General features: G+C 43.3%; 19 protein-coding genes. All 19 read left to right on the top strand.

Annotation, left to right across the window (positions count from 1 at the left end; genetic code table 11):
* Nucleotides 1–40 precede the first annotated feature (40 nt).
* The 19 genes from G519_RS43570 (at nt 41) to G519_RS0118310 (ending at nt 20,598) form a co-directional block, all read left to right on the top strand.
* Complete coding sequence (locus tag G519_RS43570) at nt 41–1,417, top strand: ribonuclease H-like domain-containing protein (protein WP_051253495.1); 1,377 nt, start codon at nt 41–43, stop codon at nt 1,415–1,417.
* Between the two features lie 528 nt (nt 1,418–1,945).
* Nucleotides 1,946–2,755 (top strand): Fpg/Nei family DNA glycosylase, encoded by an 810-nt coding sequence (locus G519_RS0118400; RefSeq protein ID WP_029195960.1) that lies wholly within the window; start codon nt 1,946–1,948, stop codon nt 2,753–2,755.
* A 15-nt stretch (nt 2,756–2,770) separates the two neighbouring features.
* Nucleotides 2,771–3,604 carry a deoxyribonuclease IV gene (locus tag G519_RS0118395; protein ID WP_029195959.1) on the top strand — a complete coding sequence of 278 codons (834 nt, stop codon included), beginning with the start codon at nt 2,771–2,773 and terminating at the stop codon, nt 3,602–3,604.
* A gap of 59 nt (nt 3,605–3,663) precedes the next feature.
* Entirely contained in the window at nt 3,664–4,017 is a 354-nt protein-coding gene (locus G519_RS0118390; protein ID WP_029195958.1) for a cyclic-phosphate processing receiver domain-containing protein, read from the top strand.
* A 21-nt stretch (nt 4,018–4,038) separates the two neighbouring features.
* A complete protein-coding gene (locus tag G519_RS0118385; protein WP_029195957.1) occupies nt 4,039–4,812 on the top strand; it encodes an ABC transporter ATP-binding protein in 774 nt (257 codons plus the stop codon).
* A 23-nt stretch (nt 4,813–4,835) separates the two neighbouring features.
* Nucleotides 4,836–5,873: an SAM-dependent methyltransferase gene (locus G519_RS0118380; protein WP_029195956.1), complete on the top strand. Its 1,038-nt coding sequence runs from the start codon at nt 4,836–4,838 to the stop codon at nt 5,871–5,873.
* 86 nt (nt 5,874–5,959) lie between these two features.
* Nucleotides 5,960–7,600 (top strand): serine/threonine protein kinase, encoded by a 1,641-nt coding sequence (locus G519_RS47655; protein ID WP_127527924.1) that lies wholly within the window; start codon nt 5,960–5,962, stop codon nt 7,598–7,600.
* Between the two features lie 107 nt (nt 7,601–7,707).
* Nucleotides 7,708–8,220, top strand: a complete 513-nt coding sequence (locus G519_RS0118370; RefSeq protein WP_029195955.1) for an acyl-CoA thioesterase — start codon at nt 7,708–7,710, stop codon at nt 8,218–8,220.
* Between the two features lie 256 nt (nt 8,221–8,476).
* The gene (locus G519_RS0118360; RefSeq protein ID WP_029195954.1) at nt 8,477–9,592 is read left to right on the top strand and encodes a nucleotide-binding protein; all 1,116 of its coding nucleotides are present in this window, start codon (nt 8,477–8,479) and stop codon (nt 9,590–9,592) included.
* On the top strand, nt 9,589–10,851 hold the full coding sequence (locus G519_RS0118355; RefSeq protein ID WP_029195953.1) for a CpaF family protein: 1,263 nt from the start codon (nt 9,589–9,591) through the stop codon (nt 10,849–10,851). Before G519_RS0118360 ends, G519_RS0118355 begins: the two co-directional genes overlap by 4 nt.
* Nucleotides 10,848–11,720: a type II secretion system F family protein gene (locus tag G519_RS0118350; protein WP_029195952.1), complete on the top strand. Its 873-nt coding sequence runs from the start codon at nt 10,848–10,850 to the stop codon at nt 11,718–11,720. Before G519_RS0118355 ends, G519_RS0118350 begins: the two co-directional genes overlap by 4 nt.
* Nucleotide 11,721: 1 nt before the next feature.
* Nucleotides 11,722–12,591 (top strand): type II secretion system F family protein, encoded by an 870-nt coding sequence (locus G519_RS43560; protein ID WP_051253493.1) that lies wholly within the window; start codon nt 11,722–11,724, stop codon nt 12,589–12,591.
* A 15-nt stretch (nt 12,592–12,606) separates the two neighbouring features.
* Nucleotides 12,607–12,834, top strand: a complete 228-nt coding sequence (locus G519_RS43555) for a Flp1 family type IVb pilin (protein ID WP_051253492.1) — start codon at nt 12,607–12,609, stop codon at nt 12,832–12,834.
* Nucleotides 12,800–13,828, top strand: coding sequence for a TadE/TadG family type IV pilus assembly protein (locus G519_RS0118335; RefSeq protein ID WP_161632935.1), 1,029 nt, complete (start codon nt 12,800–12,802; stop codon nt 13,826–13,828). The genes G519_RS43555 and G519_RS0118335 overlap by 35 nt, the downstream gene beginning before the upstream one ends.
* Nucleotides 13,829–13,842: 14 nt before the next feature.
* The gene (locus G519_RS0118330; RefSeq protein WP_029195950.1) at nt 13,843–16,134 is read left to right on the top strand and encodes a hypothetical protein; all 2,292 of its coding nucleotides are present in this window, start codon (nt 13,843–13,845) and stop codon (nt 16,132–16,134) included.
* A gap of 17 nt (nt 16,135–16,151) precedes the next feature.
* Nucleotides 16,152–16,817 carry a TadE/TadG family type IV pilus assembly protein gene (locus tag G519_RS0118325; protein ID WP_029195949.1) on the top strand — a complete coding sequence of 222 codons (666 nt, stop codon included), beginning with the start codon at nt 16,152–16,154 and terminating at the stop codon, nt 16,815–16,817.
* A gap of 37 nt (nt 16,818–16,854) precedes the next feature.
* Nucleotides 16,855–17,364: an A24 family peptidase gene (locus tag G519_RS0118320; protein WP_036633353.1), complete on the top strand. Its 510-nt coding sequence runs from the start codon at nt 16,855–16,857 to the stop codon at nt 17,362–17,364.
* A gap of 13 nt (nt 17,365–17,377) precedes the next feature.
* Nucleotides 17,378–18,838: a DUF6382 domain-containing protein gene (locus tag G519_RS0118315; protein WP_029195947.1), complete on the top strand. Its 1,461-nt coding sequence runs from the start codon at nt 17,378–17,380 to the stop codon at nt 18,836–18,838.
* Nucleotides 18,839–19,041: 203 nt separating this feature from the next.
* Nucleotides 19,042–20,598, top strand: coding sequence for an ABC-F family ATP-binding cassette domain-containing protein (locus tag G519_RS0118310; RefSeq protein WP_029195946.1), 1,557 nt, complete (start codon nt 19,042–19,044; stop codon nt 20,596–20,598).
* The last annotated feature ends 2 nt before the right edge of the window (nt 20,599–20,600 follow it).

Genomic DNA, 20,600 nt, shown 5'->3' with positions numbered 1-20,600 from the left:
GAACGCACGAGAACATAAACCGGCTCGAAGGCGGTGCCCGATGAGCGGGCTCCGTGAGAAGCTTGGCCGCCTGCGGGGACCTTCTGCGGCTCAAATAGCTCCGCCGTCCCTGCCTATGGCAGACGGCGAGTGGGCGCAGCTTGGCGCCCATGTAGAAACGAGCCCGGCGGGCTCGTTCGTCATGCGGCGCCGTGTGTACGGCGCGGACAGCGTGCACGGCAAGTATCGGCTGCGTGAGCTGGCCGGTGTTGCACAGCAGCTGTCCTGCTTTCACGACCGTGACGCCGTCGTCCGGCTCGAAGAGCTGCTCTTCTTCGACACCGAAACGACCGGACTCGGCGTCGGTGCAGGCAACGTGCCGTTCATGGTCGGCATCGGCTTTTACACCGGTGAGCTGTTCACGGTAGAACAGCTGTTGATTCGCAACCCAGCGGAAGAGCATGCTATGCTTGTTTATTTGCAAGAACTGCTCGACCGCTTCACGCATATTATTTCCTACAATGGCCGAACGTTTGATTGGCCTATTCTAAAGAATCGGTATGTGCTTAATCGACTCCAATTGGACGATGCGAAGCTGCTTCAGATTGATCTTCTTTACCCCTCGCGAAGCCTGTGGCGAAACACGCTGCCATCTTGCCGATTGAGTAAAGTTGAAGAGAGCCGCCTAGGTTTTGAGCGAGTAGATGATGTGCCAGGATCTATGGCACCTGCTTTATATTTTCAATATTTAGCGGAAAAAAATCCATCCGTACTTGAAGGTGTTTTCGTTCATAATGAGCACGATATTGTTACTTTAGCTGCACTTGCCATACATTTCGGCAAACTAGTGAGTGGAGAAAGTGAACTTGATCCCGAACTCGAATTAGAAGAAATGTTCCGAACAGGTTTATGGCTAGACAAAATGGGACGTTCTGCAATTGCTGAGAATTACTTCGATATATTGTATGCTAGGTTATTGAATGATCTGGAGTCATCTAATCCAGCAGATCAAGAATCAGCCATTCTTCTATTAGCTGCCTTTTACAAGAAGAATGGTGAATATCTTCGAGCAGTTGAACTGTGGAAGCGCTGGATTGTTATTAAAAACGCGAGCATTGCGCTCCATTTAGAGCCTTATTTAGAGCTAGCGATGTATTACGAGCATCGAGAGAAGAACTTTTCTCAGGCGATATTTTACGCTGAGGAGGCTTGGGCGAAGCTCTGGCGCCGTCGTTCGCTTCATCGTGGAGATAAAAGGCAAAACGAGGTCGAGGAAGCACTGGAGAAACGAATCCGCCGATTGAAAGGTAAGTTGAGAAAAGCTGAAAGTCATCCGGTTGAGATAACATCACTTGCTGTGAAGGGAAAGAACACCTCGAAAGCGAAAACCAAAACACATAAAATAAAGCCGATTTACGTTAGTGAAGGGTTGATTTAATGGGGAAAGATATTATTACTGAAGATCCTTTAGCGTAGATCTATTTATGGAGAGTCTTCTACGTCTATGTTAATTCTAGTCAACTCAATACATTAGATAAGAGCTTCAAAAGGCTGCTAAATGTCATTTTTCATCAATAATTCAAGAAATAGAAGCCCCTAAAGGCTTCTATTTTAAACATTCTCAACAATTTTGATAGCATTCCATTGTGATAGAAGTCTTTAAAGACTGCTATTACTCATTTTAATACCAATATGATTGAAATAAGAGTCTCTAGGGGCTCTTATTTTTTGGATTTCAAGACGAAGGGACAATCTGCGTTTTGTAAAAAGAGAAACAGGGGTGTACATAAAGGAGCACTAAGAGCACTAAGAGCACTAAGAAACCCAAGAACACTAAGAACTAACCAGAACCAACCAGAACCAACCAGAACCAACCAGAACCAACCTAAAGCCTATGTAAGGTAATCTTGTTTACTTTCCCACTCATTTGGATATACAAGGAAGAAAACGGCAAGGAGAGAGTGCCATGCCCGAACTTCCAGAGATGGAAACGTATCGACAGCAGTTGACGCGATTGATTCAAGGTGCGCCAATCACAGGGGCGGAAGTTACGCGTCCGAAATCATTAAATGTCGAGCCGGAAACTTTTATTCATAAGCTGACCGGGAACCGCATTGAACGAATAGATCGCAGAGCTAAACATCTGCTATTTCACTTGGTAACAGGTGAAGTTTTATTATTGCATTTAATGCTCGGTGGTTGGATGTTCTATGGCTCGGAGGATGAGAAGCCGGATCGGACAACGCAAGTTGTGATCCATTTTGGCACGAGGCACTTATATTTCATCGGTTTGCGGTTAGGATATTTACACATGCATACACTGCCTGAGGTTGATCTGCTTTTAGGCAAGCTTGGGCCTGAGCCACTGGATTCCGGGTTTACTTTTACACAATTCCAACGGGTGTTGAAAAGTAAGAATAGCAACTTGAAAGTAGCATTTGTCGACCAATCGTTTCTCTCAGGGATTGGGAACTGTTATTCTGATGAGATATGCTTTTATGCGGGCATTCTCCCTACTCGTAAACTGTCCTCACTGACAGAAGATGAGCAAAATCGCTTATTTCAAGCCATGCGTTCGGTACTTCTCGAAGCTATTCAATTCGGTGGATATATTGATGAGCCTTTGTTTGTTGGAGACCGTTTAACGGGGCAATTCGATGCGAAGTGTCGTGTATATGATCGAGAAGGTGAGCCATGTTTGCGCTGCGGACATCCACTAATCAAGACAGAAGTTTCAAGTCGCAAATGCTTCTACTGTGCTAATTGTCAAGCGTGAAAGGGCTGATTCATGATGTTTATTGGCGCTCATGTTAGTACGCGTGGCGGCTATTTAGGTGCGGCCAAAACCGCTCTGTCTATAGGGGCTAATGCCTTTCAATACTTTCCCATGAATCCGCGCAGTCTTTCTACGAAATTAGTTAATCAAAGAGATACAAACGCATGCGTGAAATTTTGCCAAGAACATGGCATTTTGTCAATTGGGCACGCTCCGTATCCCTTGAACCCAGCGGCTGAAGTTGGTGAACGCGAGCAAATGGTAAAGCTTTTGAGGAATGGTTTAGAAATTACGGATGCCTGCGGTTCAGTGGGATTAGTGGTGCACTTTGGAAAATATATTGGAAAAGACCCGTTACAAGGCTATAAAAATATAATACAATGTTTGAATAGTGCTACTCAGGGATATGAGGGGTCTTCTTTGATTTTGCTTGAGAATCAAGCTGGAGAAGGTGCTCAGCTAGGGCTAACCATGGAAGAAATGGTTCAAGTACGTAAACTCAGTGAAGCACCTGAGAAGGTTGGATTTTGCTTAGATACGTGTCATGCATTTGCAAGTGGTTTATGGCAGGGGCATAATTGGTTAGAGCTTGAGACCAAGGGTAAACAGCTTGACTATCTTCCTTATCTGAAGGCTGTTCATTTGAATGACTCCGTCCATCCTTATGGTTCCCGCCGAGACCGCCACGCGAATATTGGTGCTGGTTATATTGGCCTTGAGAATTTACAGAAGATGCTAGCCTCATCTTTTTTGAAGCAAATTCCAATCGTTCTTGAAACGGGTTCAGGTCGTGACGGTACGCATGCTCAGGAAATTGAACTGGTGAAATCTTTGGTTACTAGTACTTGATTCATTAAATCTTTGGTTACTTCATTCATTCCATCATGAACAGGAAAGGAAATCCGATCATGATTCATGTATACTTAGATGACTTACGGCCATGTCCTCAAGGATTTACTTTAGCCAAAGATGTCAAAGAATGCATTTTACTGCTTCAGGAGTTTGATGTTGATATTTTGTCATTAGATCACGATTTGGGCTGGTCTACGATGGAGACAGGCATGGACGTCGTCATTTGGTTGACGCAGCAGCGTAAATTTCCCAAAACGATTTATATTCATACTTCCAGTCCCTCGGCTTGTACGGCTATGTACCAAACGCTTTACACGGCCAAACCCGAAGGGATGAGTCTATACCCTCACCGAATTCCTGACGATTTGCTCTTGCAGATTGCTCAAAGGACTTATAAGAGGGAGCCATAGTCAGAAAGGAATCGACCGCAAATGATCCATTTATCCGGTATTCATTTTATTAGAGGAGAACGTCATATTTTACAGGATGTGAATGTACACATTCAGCCAGGTGAACACTGGGTATTGTTAGGCCGCAATGGTTCAGGAAAGACAACATTGCTCGAAATGATGAATGGATACGAGTTCCCAAGTCGGGGAACGGTAGACGTGCTGGGCAACCGATATGGCCAATGTGATGTGAGGGAAGTTCGCAAGAAAATCGGCTATATTTCACAGTCTTTATTCGAAAAATTGAACCTAATTGACCCCGTCCTCGAGGTTGTCGCCACGGGTGAGTACGCCTATCTACGGTTTTATCAGGAAATACCGCAAGAGGTGAAAGATCGTGCTCTAGTCATGTTGGAGCGTGTCCGTATTCCTCATTTGGCTCATCAGCCTTTAGGTAGCCTTTCGCAAGGAGAGCGTAAAAAGGTCATGCTTGCCAGATCGCTCATGATGAAGCCTTCCATTCTTATTATGGACGAACCAGCGGCTGGTCTAGATTTATACGAGAGAGAACGTTTTCTTACAGATGTAAACGACCTTAGCAAGCAAAACATTACTGTCGTTTATGTAACGCATCATATCGAAGAAATAATCCCTTTATTTACGCATGTTGCTATTATTGAACAAGGTGAAATCATTGCAGCTGGGCGCAAAGAAGAGGTATTGACTCCGGAAAATATTCATCGAGCTTTTGGGATCGATATCACGTTGGAATGGTTCCAAGAACGACCATGGATTAAGGTTATTGAATCAAGATAGTAGATTACATAAAGGATGCGGCTATGACACATTTAACAACATACATTGGTACTTCGAATCACGGTTTCGCTCAATATGCACAGGATGAAATTCGTAAATTATTTCCTTTAACTAAGTTTACTTTGTTAGTGCCGACAGAGGTATTTATATTCGAAGTGCCTGAGGGTACAGAAGATATGATCACAACGCTTAAAGAGCAGGAGCCTATGTTTCTTAGGCATGTTCAGCCTGTAAGTCAAGACTGGGACCTAAGCCGAACGGATGCGGATGTCGAACACCTCAAGGCTTGGCTAAGAGAAGCTATTTCTACAGGGCTTATTAGTTCAGGCGATAAAATAGCTACCCAAGTGCGCAAAGAAGAGCGGGCGGATGTACCTTATGCGCCTTTCACCATTAAGGCAGCTTTAGATGAAATATTGGTTTCGGAGATTCAGGCTGAACCCGTCGTTCGGTATGCGGATCAAATCATTTCTGTGTATATAAGTGCCAAGAAGCTATTCGTGGGGCTGTCCAAGCCTGCAGACAATTTGTCGGATTGGTCAGGCGGTGCGATCCGATTCATGAAGGAAGAGGATCAAATCTCACGTGCTAAATTCAAGCTTTTGGAAGCGGAACAGCGATTCGGTATTGATTTCAGTGTTGCTCGTACGGCACTAGATATTGGCGCAGCCCCTGGTGGTTGGACATCCTTACTTTTGGAACGTGGCTTGCGTGTTACGGCTATTGACCCTGCATCCATGAGTCCTAGACTTCAAGGTAACCCCCTTCTCACGGTCCTTAAGAAAAATGCTGGCGATGTAAAGTTGCGGGAAAATGAGTTTGATTTGCTCGTCTGTGATATGAGCTGGGACCCACGTCAAATGGGTCGTTTAGTCGCTGATTTACTCTATTCCTTACAAAGCGGAGGAACGGCGATCATTACGGTCAAACTCATGCATAAAAAACCATTCCAAACGGTTCGTGATGTGTTGAAGATTTTGGAGCCGACTCTCTTCCTGCTTAAAGCCAAACAATTGTTTCACAATCGGGAAGAATTGACACTTTATTTGCAAAAGTCGTAGAATGTGGAAAAATATGTAGATTTTTAAAGGTGGCCCTCTTATAATCAAGGTAAATCTTACCTGATAAGGGGGTCATTTATTTATTGATGAATAAACAAAGCTGGATCGGAACATGTATTGGGGGAAGATACCGTATTGAAGATTTACTCGGTCAAGGTGGTATGAGTCACGTGTACTTAGCAGAGGATTTGAAGCTGAAAGGGAAGAAATGGGCAGTGAAAGAATGTTTGCCTTTTGAAGCTGCTGATATGACGTTCTTCCTGGAGGAAGCGGAAATGCTCGCTAGGCTCCAGCACCCACAGCTGCCGCAGTTAGTTGATTATTTTACAACTGAGGATGGGAAAGGCTTCTTGGTTATGGATTATATTCAAGGGCCAACATTGCAAGACTTATTCGAAGATAAGGGGCGCGAGTTACCCGTTGCGAAAATAGTTCATATTGCCTTTCAGCTATGCGATTTACTTCACTATTTGCACACGTTTCAGCCTCGTCCGATTATTTACCGCGATCTCAAGCCTTCCAATGTGATGTTGAATGAGCAGAACCAAGTCCGATTAATCGATTTTGGTGTTGCCAGACATTTCAAACACGGTAAACAATCCGATACCATGCAAATGGGTACGATTGGCTTTGCGGCTCCAGAGCAATTCTTGGGCTTACAAACCGACGCGCGCACGGACTTATTTACACTCGGCTCCATGCTGTATTACTTATTATCAGGCGGCCAATATGCGTATATCACCCAAAAACCGTTGGAACAAATTCGTCCAGATTTACCGGAAGCTTTAACCTCCACCGTACGATTACTACTGCAAGAACATCCTCAAAACCGCTGTCAATCCGCCATGGAAGTTAAAATGAGACTTCGTTCCATCTATTCCGAACCAACTGCGGCCCCAGAAGTTCTAAATCTGCACACCCCATTCGTCGCTTCAACACCTGATAAATTAATTGTTATTGGCGGTTTATTTGCTGGTGTAGGTGCGACATTCCTGGCGATTACATTGGCGAGAATTCTTCATTCTATGCAGATTCCGAACGCGCTTGTTGAGCAGCCAACAATAGAACCTGATTTATACATGCTCCTTTACGGCGATAGTAAGGCTCCTAAGGATTATACATTCGTGTCGAATCTCATTAGTGACCAAATGTCAGCAGCGATTTCATCATGGACCAACGGTTTTACGACATGGGTACCCCTTCATCCGGAGGGGTTTCAAAACGCATGGCATCCTGCGGATTCTTTCAAACTTCTTCATACGATAAAAAAACCGATCGTCATTTGGGATGTATCCACGCATTGGGAGGATCCTTCCGTTAAAGAGCTTTGTCATAGTTCGGATGAGATCATCGTTGTCATCGACTCTTCTCCAGGCAAATGTAATCGACCAAGTTCACGGGCGCATTTCAAGGGATTTGATAGGTATCAGCAGCGTGGTAAAAAGGTGCATTATGTGGCGAACAGCACGATGTCGGGACATTTCCGGAATGAGTGGGTAGATTCGCTTCCGGCGGCACCGTTATGCACCCTGCCTGAAATTCCGCGTGCTGAAGTCATGCGTGCTGTCTGGAAAGGGGAATGTATTCAAGATCAGACCGAGATTTTGGAAAAGCTGAAAGATGCACTAACCCCTTTGCTTAGAGAAATTTTGCCAGCTGATACGGTTAACAAAAACAGTCTGAAGGGGAGCAAATCTTTCTTCTCACGATTCAAAAAGCTTAGTTAGCCCCCTTAATAATTTTGTAAATCAATACTCAAGTTATAACCAAACGGCTTTAATTGTGTTATGATGAGTCATATTTCATTTTGATGCAGATATAGGGGGTCATACATATGGAACAACGATTTGCTAGAGAATCCAGATGCTTCAAGACGTCACGAATTTTTCCGACCGATGTAAATAATCACAACACGCTCTTTGGTGGAAAGCTGATGTCCTATATTGATGACATTGCCTCGATTGCGGCACATAAACATTGCCGGAGGTCTGTTGTGACAGCCTCAACAGATTCTGTTGACTTTTTGTCGCCCATACATACGTCAGACTCGGTTTGCTTGGAGTCATTCGTGACATGGACAGGCAAAAGCTCGATGGAGGTTTTCGTCAAAGTCGTAACCGAAGATTTGAAAACAGGGTCTAGAAAAATTGCCGCAACCTCTTTCCTGACATTCGTTGCACTCGATGACAACAAAGTTCCAGTTGAAGTTCCAGATGTGGTTCCAGAAACGGAAGAAGAGAAGAAGCTGCATGAATCGGCGCCACACCGTGCAGAAATGAGACGAATTCGAAGAGTTGAAAGTAAGAAGTTAGCAAGCTTTTTCACGATGAAATACCCTTGGGAATAAAAGGGATTGATTTCCTGTTAAAATGTGGTACAATTTGGATAAATTAAATCGGACAAGCGGAAGCACCGCTGATCGTGGAGATCTTATCTCCTCAATCGGCGCGTGCTTTTTTGTTTTCTCCGAATCGCGAAGGAGGCTGATGCATGAAGGTTGAGACGACCATTCGCATTGCGATTGTGCTCACCGTTATTAGCTTAGTTTTAATCGCCAGTGGCGTGTATGCCATGGTTTCATGACTTAAAAAAAGGAGGTAGGAATGAGTAAAATTCAACTTTATGTCTTAGATGATGACTTCCTTTACGCGGAGAGACTCGCTGCCTTCATTCGGTCTTCTGAGTTCGCTGAGAGAATCCAGGTGAAGCTTTTCTCGAAACTAGAGTTGGTCATAGATTTCTTTGAGAATCAGCAATTAGAAGGTGTTTTATTACTATCCGAGGCGTACTTTCCCCTGTTGATGAATCGAAGTACATCCTTATTCAAAATGATTTTGAGTGAAACAATTGCAAATTCCAAAGAAGCGGAGACAAAGATTCCATTCTTATATCGTTTTCAATCGCTGAATCAATTAATATCGCGCCTACTTGCTTTTTATACGGAAAAGCATCGATTTGATGCGGTTCCTGGGACGAAAAGAACTAAAGTTCTATCTGTTTATAGCAGCAGCGGGAATAGTGGGAAAACGATGACAGCCATTCATTTGGCGAAGCAGTTGTCTTTTCGTGGAGACCAAGTTTTTTATCTTAGTTTGGAGTTGGTCAGTTCAGCCTCTCAGTGGTTACAGGGTGATTTAGGCCGATTTTCACAGCTTTTATATTATATGAAAAGTTCACCTGACTTACTAGGACCTAAGCTGCAGCTGCTAAAATCCCACGATTCAAGGCTGCGTCTCGATTATCTGACTCCCAAAGATCAGATCAGGGAGATGCAAGAAATAAGTGGCGAGCATGTTCGTCTTCTTATTGAATCATTGATCTCGTTGAACGAGTATGATTACATCATTGTTGATTTAGAAGCCTCTGTGCATCAGAGAATTGTAAAAAGTTTGGATGTCAGTGATCATATCATCTGGATTGTGCGGGACGATTTGAATGATTTGTTTAAAACAGAGGCACTAACGAAACAAATGGGATCCTTGCAGAATGTACATTTTGTTATCAATAAATATACAGGCAAGCAAACGAATGATTTCTCAGGTTTAGGCAAGGACATCACGTATAAACTTCCGTATATTCCTGAGTGGAAAGTTTTAAGCACCCCAGAGCAGATCTGGCAATCTGGCTTATTTTCAGAACAGACGTATGAGATGTTCACAGCTATCCATTTGGGAAAAGGTCATTCTTCTTCGGTTAGGGAAGGGGCAGTTGCTTCATGAATCATGACTTGTTTCTTATCTTGAAGCAGCAGATTAAGGAGAGGATTGATCTTTCCAGCACGGTCAGCGATGTCAAATTAATTGAATTAATTGAGGAGTCCGTTTTCAGCGCAGCAGGAGAATACGGCTGGACCTCAACTGAGATGCAAGCTTTAGTAAAGCGAATATTCGATTCATTTCGAGGCTTGGATATCCTTCAACCGCTGATCGATGATCCATCTGTCACAGAGATTATGGTCAATGGGCATGAGTGTATTTTTTTCGAAAGGAAGGGCGCTGTTGAGCGTTATCCATATCCTTTGGAAAGTGCAGAGAAACTAGAGGATCTCATTCAGATGATTGTTTCTAAAGTGAACCGGATTGTGAATCAAGCAACGCCAATTGTCGATGCGCGTCTACCCGATGGGTCAAGGGTCAACATTGTACTTCCACCTGCTTCCTTGAGCGGGCCGACCTTGACGATTCGAAAGTTTCCGGAAAAGCCCCTGCAAATGGTGGATCTGATTGGTATGGGAAGTATTTCAGAGGAGGCAGCAGAAATCCTGCAAGTGATGGTTGAATCAGGTTTTAATGTTTTTATTGGTGGTGGTACAGGGTCAGGGAAGACGACATTTCTAAATGCACTTAGTGCCTGGATTCCGCCGCATGAGCGCGTTATTACGATTGAAGATTCTGCCGAGCTTCAGATACAAACTGTCCCTAACTTGGTGCGAATGGAAACCAGAAATGCCAATACGGAAGGGAAAGGTGAGATCACGATTCGAGACCTTATTCGTTCTTCGCTGCGCATGCGTCCCAATCGAATTATTGTTGGGGAGGTCCGTGGTGCAGAGGCATTAGATATGCTATCTGCGATGAATACTGGTCATGACGGTTCTCTCAGCACAGGGCATGCGAACACATCCGTGGATATGCTCAGCCGACTTGAGACGATGGTGCTCAGTGGAGCCCCGCTTCCAGTAGACGTCATTCGTAAGCAAATTGCTTCTGCATTAGATGTAATGGTTCATGTGAGCAGAATTCGTGATCGTACTCGAAGAGTAACAGAAATTCATGAGGTGCTAGGTGTGAAGGATGGTGAAGTTCAACTACATCCCCTTTTCTTATTTGATGAAAAAGGGGAAACGATGGATCGCAAGGTTATTGGAGAGCTTGTCTATACTGGAAATCGACTGCACAACATACACAAAATTCGAATGGCAGGCAAGAAGCTGCCAGCTTGGTTTGCACACTTCGAAGTAGAGAGTGATGCAGGATGAAGCTTATGCTGCTTCTCCTCATGTGTGGTGCTTTCAGCTGGTTTTTTCTTTTGTATTTGGAACGAAGAAAAAGATCAACTAAGAGAACAGAATCTCGGCCCATCCAGCAACCTTCTATAATTAACCAGTTAATTGACTATAACCATTATCAGCTAACCTCCAAGGAAAAAGTAAGTGCTTTCCTGATGCTTGCCTTGCCAGCTTTCGTTGTAGGTTATATTTTTTACAAAAGTTTCGTTCTAGCTGCAATATTGGCTGCGGTAGGCTTCACATTTCCTCATATACGCAAGCAGCAATTAATTCAATTACGTAAAAACAAACTGTATGTACAGTTTAAACAAGCACTAAGCTGCCTATCCTCCTCCATGACGGTTGGAAAGTCAATTGAAACCGCGTTTAGAGAGGCATTAGAAGATCTTAAAATGCTGTATCCTGATCCGGCATGCTTGATTGTCATTGAATTTAGTATTATTTGCCGAAAAGTAGAGAACGGTGAGCCCATTGAAGCTGCTCTGAAAAACTTAGCGGATCGCTGTCATCTAGAAGATGTAAGAAGCTTCACGGACGTTTTCTTAACTTGTAAGCGGACGGGGGGCAATTTGGTGGAGGTCATGAAACGAACGGCTGCGGTGATTGGCGAAAAGCTTGAAATATCACAGGATATCTCCGTGATGATTGCACAGAAACGTTTTGAATCTAGAGTGCTGCTCTTTGCTCCGATCGTCATTGTTGCCGTGCTTGCGTTCTCATCACCGGAGTACATGGTTCCTCTTTACACAGGCAGCGGCGTCATTATCATGTCAGTAAGCTTGCTGCTGCTTGGTGCTTGCTACATACTCACTCAAAAAATAATGAATATCAAGGTGTAGCATGTGGATCACGATTTTGTTTATTTCCCAGATTGCCGTTTGTATTCTGTTATTCCTATGGGGGCGCATGCAATATGCTGAGATTATCAAATCTCACACATATCCGTTTCAAATGAAACTGCTGCTACCTTATAGCTATTTGCTCGTCGACAAGCTCCATTTGATGGAAAAATGGCCCGATTTTACGGCTAAAGTACATCACAAATTAATTACATTGCATGGGAGAAGCTTCGCTGCGCATGGCAGTAAATGGTTTCTAGCAGAGCTTATCTCGGCCGCGACATTATGCTTAGTAATCTTAACATTGTTAGCCGTTCTGGCTGGTGGAGATAGTTCTTTGTTTGGATTTGGTTTGCTAGCCGCAGCCCTCGTTCCCTTGATCATGGTGCGTGATTTGGATGCGAAAATCCGTAAGAAACAGCAGCTGATGATTCTCGAATTACCAGAAATATTGAGTACAATCGTGCTGCTCGTAAATGCAGGAGAGACCGTTAATCGGGCATGGATACGCTGTGTAGAAGCCCGACCGCATAAAGCGCAAACACCGCTCTATAAAGAACTGGCTCAAGCCGTTCATGAGCTGGAGATGAATGTATCCTTTGCAAAAGTAATGGAGGATTTCAGCAAACGCTGCGCACTTCATGAAGTGTCATTGTTCACATCTACTCTTCTTCTGAACTATAAGCGAGGCGGTAGCGATTTTGTAATTGCGCTTCATGCACTCTCGTTGGATCTTTGGCAAAGAAGGAAAGCAGTGTCACGAACATTAGGTGAAGAAGCATCTTCAAAACTTGTATTTCCTATGGTGCTCATTTTCGTTGTCGTGATGGTCATCGTTGCGGCCCCAGCTTTACTAATGATGAAACAATAATGGAGGTATGTAAGGATGAAAACGGCGGTAAATTGGTTGAAACAGTTTTGGGAAGATGAAGAAGGATTAGGCACTTTGGAGATTTTATTAATCGTTGCTGTGCTTGTCGCTATAGCCATCATTTTCAGAAAGTGGATCGTCTCATGGTTCCAGAAGCTAATTGGTGATGCCAATTCTGATTTGAAAGACAACAGCGCGGTTGTTCCTTGTGCGCCTAGTCCAACAACGAGCTGTGCGCCATAGGTGTTTACGTAGTCTCCGTGTTAATGAGGACGGAAGCTTTACGTTAGAAGCTTCTCTTGTATTTCCGCTGATTCTATTTTGTACGGTTACGCTGCTTTTTGTGGGCATGTATGCGTATCAGAACGTATTTGTTCAGCAGCTTGCGAGAACTACGGCTGAGCGTCTTGCCTTTACTTGGAATAACAGTCACAAAGATCTGGTGACTGGAAACTTTAACCCTAGTGAAACAGATGGTCTTTATTGGAGACTTACACGCGATGGTGTATCAGATTTATTCGGAATGCTGAGTGGGAGTGGCACAACAGAAGTCTTGATTCCCTCAGGCAGTACAAGTGGTCACGTGGAGAGCAAACTTGCCAATTCCTCCGCTTTGCTACCACAGGGTGTGACGGGAACTGCCAAATACGCCAACTATCTTTTTGACCATCAGGTTGAGGTGAAGTTGAAAAAGTCATTTCTTATGCCGGCGCAGCTGAAGAGATGGTTGGGTTCTGAGCAAACAACTGGCAAGGCTGTTTCACATGTTGTGGAGTCGGTTGAACTCATTCGATTAACAGATATTACACGTACATATTTCAAAGCGATTAAAGGACGAATTTCCCCTCAGAAGGCGAGAGATGCACTTGTAGAACCTATTCAAGGTAACTTGTCTGGACCAAGTGTAACGATAAAATCTGAGCGTCAAGCCGCGGCATACTTGAAATCATTGGTGGGGGGTACAGAAGTCATTTTGAAGACAACATCAGGAAAAAGCAGAACAATTGATGCACTGGATGCTCGAGGTATTGGTCATCAAGCTTTTTACAATATGACGGAATTTCAGCTTCGCACTGAACAGCTGCCAAAGGATTTAGAGCTCCTTGATGAAAGGGCACAAGTGAAAGGCATCGTGTGGCACTTTTTCAAAAAAGATGCCAGCGGCAAAGGAATGCCTTCTAATTCATTTCGTAAGGAGCTGGAGCGCAAAGGCATTGTGGTTGTCATCCATAATTAGAAAGGGGGGAGTTTTTGAGGGAATTTGTTCGTTCAGAGAGAGGTGCTGTATCTGTCTATCTGATTCTCATTATTGTGCCGATTTTCTTATTTCAAGCCGTCCTCATTGATTTCGCAAGAATGAAGCTGGCCGAAAAAGAGACGGAAACTGCAGTCAAAGCGGCAACCCGATCGGTTATGTCATCATACGATAAAGAGCTGCAAGCGATGGGACTTTATGGTCTTGGTATTTCGCAGGATAAAACGGATGCGTTATTCCGCAACGTTTTTGCAAGTAATTTGTCAAGTCAAGTATCGGCTGGCGCATTCCATTATGTGGATACAAGACCCGTAGAGAAAGGTATGCGTGTTACTCCGGTGTACACTTTAGCCAGTCATGTGATTTTTGAGCGGCAGGTGCTCGAGGATATGAAGATCAAGGCACCCATCGAGTTTACACTTGAGATTACCGATAAGTTCAGGAAAAGCGGGACTAAAGCCCCTTTCCATCTTGGGTCTCAGTTTTTGAAAGAAGCGGCAGAGATTGAAAAGCTCATGGATCAAAGAGAAAGCGCGCTAGATGAAGCATGGCAGAGCAGCGAAGAGTTGATTGAAAAAATATCGAAAAATCATGCTTATTATCAAAAACGCATTAAAGAATTAGACGAATTAGCTGCCCAAATCGGCATTCATACAGTAGATGAAGTGAGGAACGAAATCGAGAATGTGAAAAATCAGCTGCGATCGATTCAAGATTCCATCAGGGATCTGGATATTTCAATAGCAGCACTAAGTCAAGCTGGACCTGACGGTGTGGCAGGCATTCAAGCACTCGCAGCGTCAAAACAACTACTAGCTTCTCAGGCACAGGTCGTCGCTCAAAAGTTAAACGAGTTAGAAGCTTTGCTACAGCTGATCATTAAATACGCTGCACTCCTAGCTGCTACGAAACTGGAGGTTCAGGCCAAAGGAAGTGAAATTGGGCAATTTCAGCAAACCATCGAACCAATTCTACGGTTAGCAAAACAGCGAAATGACGAGATCCGTACGAAGTTAAGTGGGATAAATCAAAGTTCGGTTAGTGGAACTCAAGGTGGAACCTCTGGTGTCTATGAAGTGTTTCAAAATGTTCCTGTTATGGGTGATGAATATTTCTATAGGTATCAGACAGCTATAGCTAGCATTACTTCGTTATTCACTGCATTCCAAGAAGTTATTAATTCCGTATATTTATACACATCTGATAATACTAGCAAAGCAAACCTAGCGAATAATGCTTATTTTTCTGAATCTAGCGAATTTCATAAGCAGCAAAGTGTTTTGGAAAAAACAAGAATGGACAAAAATGAGGCAACGTCAGCGAATAAGCGTCAGCAAAAAAACAAGATACAAGCCATTTTGGATCAAGCGAAGCAGTCAATCGGTTCTTGCAGCTTGCTGAGTACTATAAGTACTGACAATGAACTATACAGCCGCGTTCAGGGGGATGCAGGACAAACAGCAGGTGAGAAAGGATTGTACCAAAAGTACAGAGAAGCTAATGCTCAAGATACGACGATTGGCAGCGAGATTGCTTATGATTTAGAGAAACCAGAACCTGTTAGCTTCAAAGCGATGGGGATGCTTGAGGCGTTTAATAACGCGGCAGAATCGATGAGAAATGAGCTTTATGTGAATGAATTTGCCCTAACGAAATTTAATTACCGAACATATGGATTGGAAAAAGACCCTGCGGGTCAACCCAAATTGTCAAATGAACTGGTGAATCCAGGGTCACATAAGTTGGCAAATCAAGAGGTAGAGTATTTGTTATATGGATTTTCTTCCTGCGGGGCTAATATTTCATCCGCTTATGCGGAAATGTTCGCATTCCGTATGGCGATCCGCACAGTCGAATCACTACTTGATCCGAAAAAAGAGTTGCTCGGTATAGGCTCACCCTTACTCGTGTTCTTGGCTGCTGCTGCAGAAGGCGCGATGGAAGCTTTTCAAGATATGAATAAATTAACAAAAGGTGAATCTGTAGAGTTATCTGCCAAAATCACTACATCAGCTTTAAGTTTGACGTATAAGGACTATTTACGTATTTTTCTACTTTTACACAGTAATAATTCGAAACTTATGGCTAGAATGCAGGCACTTATCGAACTGGAAACAGGGAAAGACTTGGTTCAAGAAACGACGTATATACAGGGAAACGGATCAAGCGAAGTAAGGTTGTGGTTTATTCCGCAAATCATGAAGCTGCTAGATGGAACTGGTTTGCTGGGGTGTAAAGTGCAAGGGAATCGGTGCCGATTCAGCAGTACTTCAGCTGTTGCTTATTGAGGAAAAGGGGGCTGTTTATGCTTCGAAAGTTTCATCATGAGCAAAAAGGCGGAATGGTGTTAGAGGCTTCTTTGGTGCTGCCCTTCTTTTTAGCTTTTGTAATGGGTCTAATCATTTGTATTCAGATTGCTGTATTAGAAATGGAACTGCAAGCCGGGGTGTCGGAGGCAACGAAGTCGGTAGCTGGTCAATTATACCCTGTTCGGCTTCTTGTCCAAGAAGGCAAATCGAAATTCGAACAGAGTCATATTGGTGAAATGATGGGTTCCGTGGTAGATCGTATACAAACGGCTCGAGATCTGGTGAAAAACACGGAGAATCTGGCTGATGAATACGCTGCTTATATTCCGAATGCACTCCTTGAGCTTGTTAAATTGGAAAAGGAAAAGCGTGAGCTAGGTGAGGGGAAGGCTCAAGAAGAACTGGATGAGCTTTACGAGAGTCAAGTTAAGCCGCGCATTCATGCGGTTTTCACACCGATCGTTTATGCTTTTTGCAATCAAACAATCATGAAAAAAGAGAAATTCAAGGTCATTTCTGTGACTCTCCCGAGTATGGAAAGCGGTGGCGATGCCTTTTTTGGTATTGAAGCTCAAATCACGTACAGGCTTCCGCTGCCGTTTATAAGTCACACGATCATATTAAAGAAGAAGGCTGTGGAGCGGGCATGGGTAGGCGCCTAAGAACCTTAAGAAACGGTTAGGAGGGGACCTTTTTCCTTTGAATCATTTGGTCTTATTTATACTTATTGCCGTTGCATTTGTAATTGATGCACGTAAATCACTAATTCCAAACAAGCTTACTATCTGCGGAACAATGGTTGGCTTTGTATTCCATGCATTTACTGAAGGTTGGAGCGGTGTGCTTTTTGCTGGAATTGGTGCTATTACTGGGTTTACGGCACTTCTTTTGCTTTATTTTTTCGGCGCTCTTGGTGCAGGTGATGTGAAGCTTTTTGCTGCAATTGGGGCGATCATGGGAGTTACATTCGTCCTTCAATCGATGCTTTATGCCATCATTTGTGCAGGCGTTATCGGACTTATCTTGCTCTTTATCCGTAAACAGATGATAAATACAGGTCATAAACTTGCCACGTGGCTAGTCTCTATTGTTGTTATTCAAGATATGGGTAGTCTGCTAGGAATGAAGCATCAAAAAAACATGAAATTTCCGTTTATGTATGCGGTTGTACCAGGCGTTGCATTGACTTGGTATTATTCGTTTTTATGAGAGAGGTGAATCCATGACGCAAGAAGTATTTGGACTTCGTTATGAATTTGTATATCGACATGGTCATTACATGGTGTTGCATAAGGAAGATGGGTTGGATTCGAAGACTCTCTCGACTTTGCAGGTCAAGATGCTTGAAGCCAATGATGTACCGAACCTTCTACCGCTAGAAATACAAGAGGTGGATTTCCGCATAAGTTTACTATATAACTTGTCGTCTAAACGCATGCTGTCCCATGTTCTGAAGGTGGAAGGGTTGTCTAAACAGCATTTTGCAAAGCTCATGTATGCGATTGTTTGTGCACTAGGAGAAAGTAAAAATTACATGCTTTTTGAATCAGGATATGTTTTGAAAGATAATTTCATCTTTATTGGCAGTGATTGGTCGGATATATATCTAACATATGTGCCGCTTGAATCAATAAATGATGAAGTTTCCGTCTTCCTATCACTGGCGTCATTGATGAAACAACTCTCACAGAAATTGAATAATGATGAGAGGAGCAAAGTGATTTTATGGATGGAGTCATTGTCGCGGAATCAGAGCTTGCAAGGATATAAGGAGAATCTTCTAGCACTAATGGACGAACAAACACTCGTTCAAGATGCTTATCAGATATCAAGTCATGAGGATGGTGAACAAGACACAGTAGAACCTATTAACCTGCAGATGTCTCCTGTAAAAGAAAATGAGCTGCCCAAGCCACTTTGGAAGCGGGAAGAAGGTCAGCAGCAAATTCGCAAAAACACCGCAATAGAGGAGCTGCAGCAGCCCCATACTGCTCCGAAAATAAATGAAGGAAAAGGAAATCAGATAGTCCTTGTCGTTGTTATTCTGCTAACAGCGTTTCTTTGGCAGAATTATTTGACTTACCCTTCCACAGGTAATCTGCAAATAACAGCAGGAAGCTCGATTTTACTCATGAATGTTTGGTTTGTTATTCGATTTTTAGGATTACCGCGCATTCAAAGATACATAAAAGAAAGCAACGGGGTAAACCTGACTTTCTTGCCGATTTCAGAAAAGCAGCGAGAGTTAAACCTAGTAACACCAACACCTGAACCGATAAATATTCAAAATTATTATGAAAATTTACATATGCATACGACCTTGCTCACTAACAAAAAGCCAAACGCTACCGTGTTCCTTGGCAGGCATGTGAATCAACCATCGATAGCTAAGCTTGAATGGCAGTCTGAAGGCGCGACTAAATCTGTTCCTCTGAATAACGATCATTTTACGATGGGCAGAGGCGATGCCAGTTTGAAGGTCGATTATATTTTGGATGAAGCGGGAGCTTCCAGATTACATGCTGAAATAATAAAGAATGAAGAGGGTTACATGATTAAAGATACGGGTTCAACGAATGGAACCTATTTAAATGGCGAACCATTAGTTACTTATCAGCCCTATCCATTAAAAGATGGAGATGAGATTCGAATTGTACGGCAGGAGATTAAATTTCGATTGTGAAAGAGTTAAAACTTAAACACGATCTTTGGCTATAACTGCGACGTCCCAAGTGGGACGTTTTTTTGCATAGTTTTGTATAAAAGCCAATGAATACGCTTCCCAGAGGAATTTACCTATTCCTGTCTTGCATGAGCAGTGTTATAATAAGAAGTCGTGAGTAAGAGCGATTATCTTCGAAATAGACAGGAGTTTGGAATTACGAGATGAGTCTTTTGACAATTGAAGATTTGAGCCATAGCTTTGGAGATCGTACGTTATTTAAAAATGTATCCTTTCGACTGCTCGCTGGAGAGCGTGTAGGTATCGTTGGAGCTAATGGCGTGGGGAAATCCACGTTAATGAATATATTGACCGGAAAAGTTCTAAAAGATACAGGTAAAGTTGAATGGACGCCGCGCGTTCATTATGGATATTTGGACCAGCATTCCGTGTTAGAAGCGGGCAAAACCATTCGCGATATTCTGCGTGATGCTTTCCTTCCTCTCTTTGAAGAGGAGAAGGAGATGATGGCGATTACCGAGAAAATGGGTGATGCCACACCGGAAGAGCTTGAAGTTCTTCTGGAGCAAATGGGCGAAATTCAAGAGCGTTTGGATATCGGCGGTTTCTATATGCTGGATGTGAAAATCGAAGAAATGGGTAACGGGCTTGGCCTTAATGCCATTGGTTTAGACCGTGACGTTACTTCCCTTAGCGGTGGACAGCGGACCAAGGTTCTTTTGGCTAAACTACTTTTGGAGAAACCGACTGTTCTTCTCTTAGATGAGCCGACCAACTATTTGGACGTTGAGCATATTGAATGGTTGAAAATGTACCTTAAAGATTATCCGTTTGCTTTTATGTTGATTTCACATGATACAGAATTCATGAATGAAGTCGTAAACGTGGTATACCACTTGGAATTCACGAAGCTGACACGTTATACGGCGAATTATGAGAAATTTCTAGATATGGCTGAAATGAACAAAACTCAGCATATTGACGCTTATGAAAAGCAGCAAGAGTACATTAAAAAACAGGAAGATTTCATCGCGCGAAATAAAGCGCGGGCGTCAACGTCAACCCGTGCCAAGAGCCGGGAGAAACAACTTGATAAGATTGATCGAATTGAGCGTCCGGAGACGGCTATGAAACCGACTTTTGTTTTCAAGGAATCACGTTCAAGCAGCAGAGTTGTTTTTGAGGCCGAAAACTTGGAAATTGGTTATGATCGTCCTCTTTTACCGAAGATGAATGTAACGATTGAGCGCGGCGAGAAAATTGCGATTGTTGGATGCAACGGTGTAGGTAAATCTACCCTTCTCAAAACGATTCTTGGTAAGCTTGAGCCTTTCAACGGTAAAACATTCCGTGGGGACTACTTGAGTCCTGCCTATTTTGAACAAGAGGTTAAAGCACCGAGCATGACACCGATTGATGACGTATGGAACGAGTTCTCTTCGATGACTCAGAATGAGGTCAGAGGGGCACTTGCCCGTGTCGGGCTCAAGAATGAGCACATCACACGTGCAATGGGTAAGCTTAGCGGTGGTGAACAAGCGAAAGTAAGGCTTTGTAAACTGCTGATGAGAGAAAGTAACTGGTTGTTATTCGATGAGCCTACGAACCATTTGGACGTTGTTGCCAAAGAAGAGCTTCAGAGGGCTTTGAAAGAATATAAAGGAACCGTTCTGCTCGTTTGTCACGAACCTGAATTTTATGAAGGTTGGGTAACAAGAGTGTGGGATGTGGAAGAATGGTCTGCAAAAGTAACCAATTAGGG

This window comes from Paenibacillus alginolyticus DSM 5050 = NBRC 15375, assembly GCF_000422905.1.
Classification (GTDB): Bacteria; Bacillota; Bacilli; order Paenibacillales; family NBRC-103111; genus Paenibacillus_E; species Paenibacillus_E alginolyticus.
This window is presented reverse-complemented; position numbering and strand designations above follow the sequence as displayed.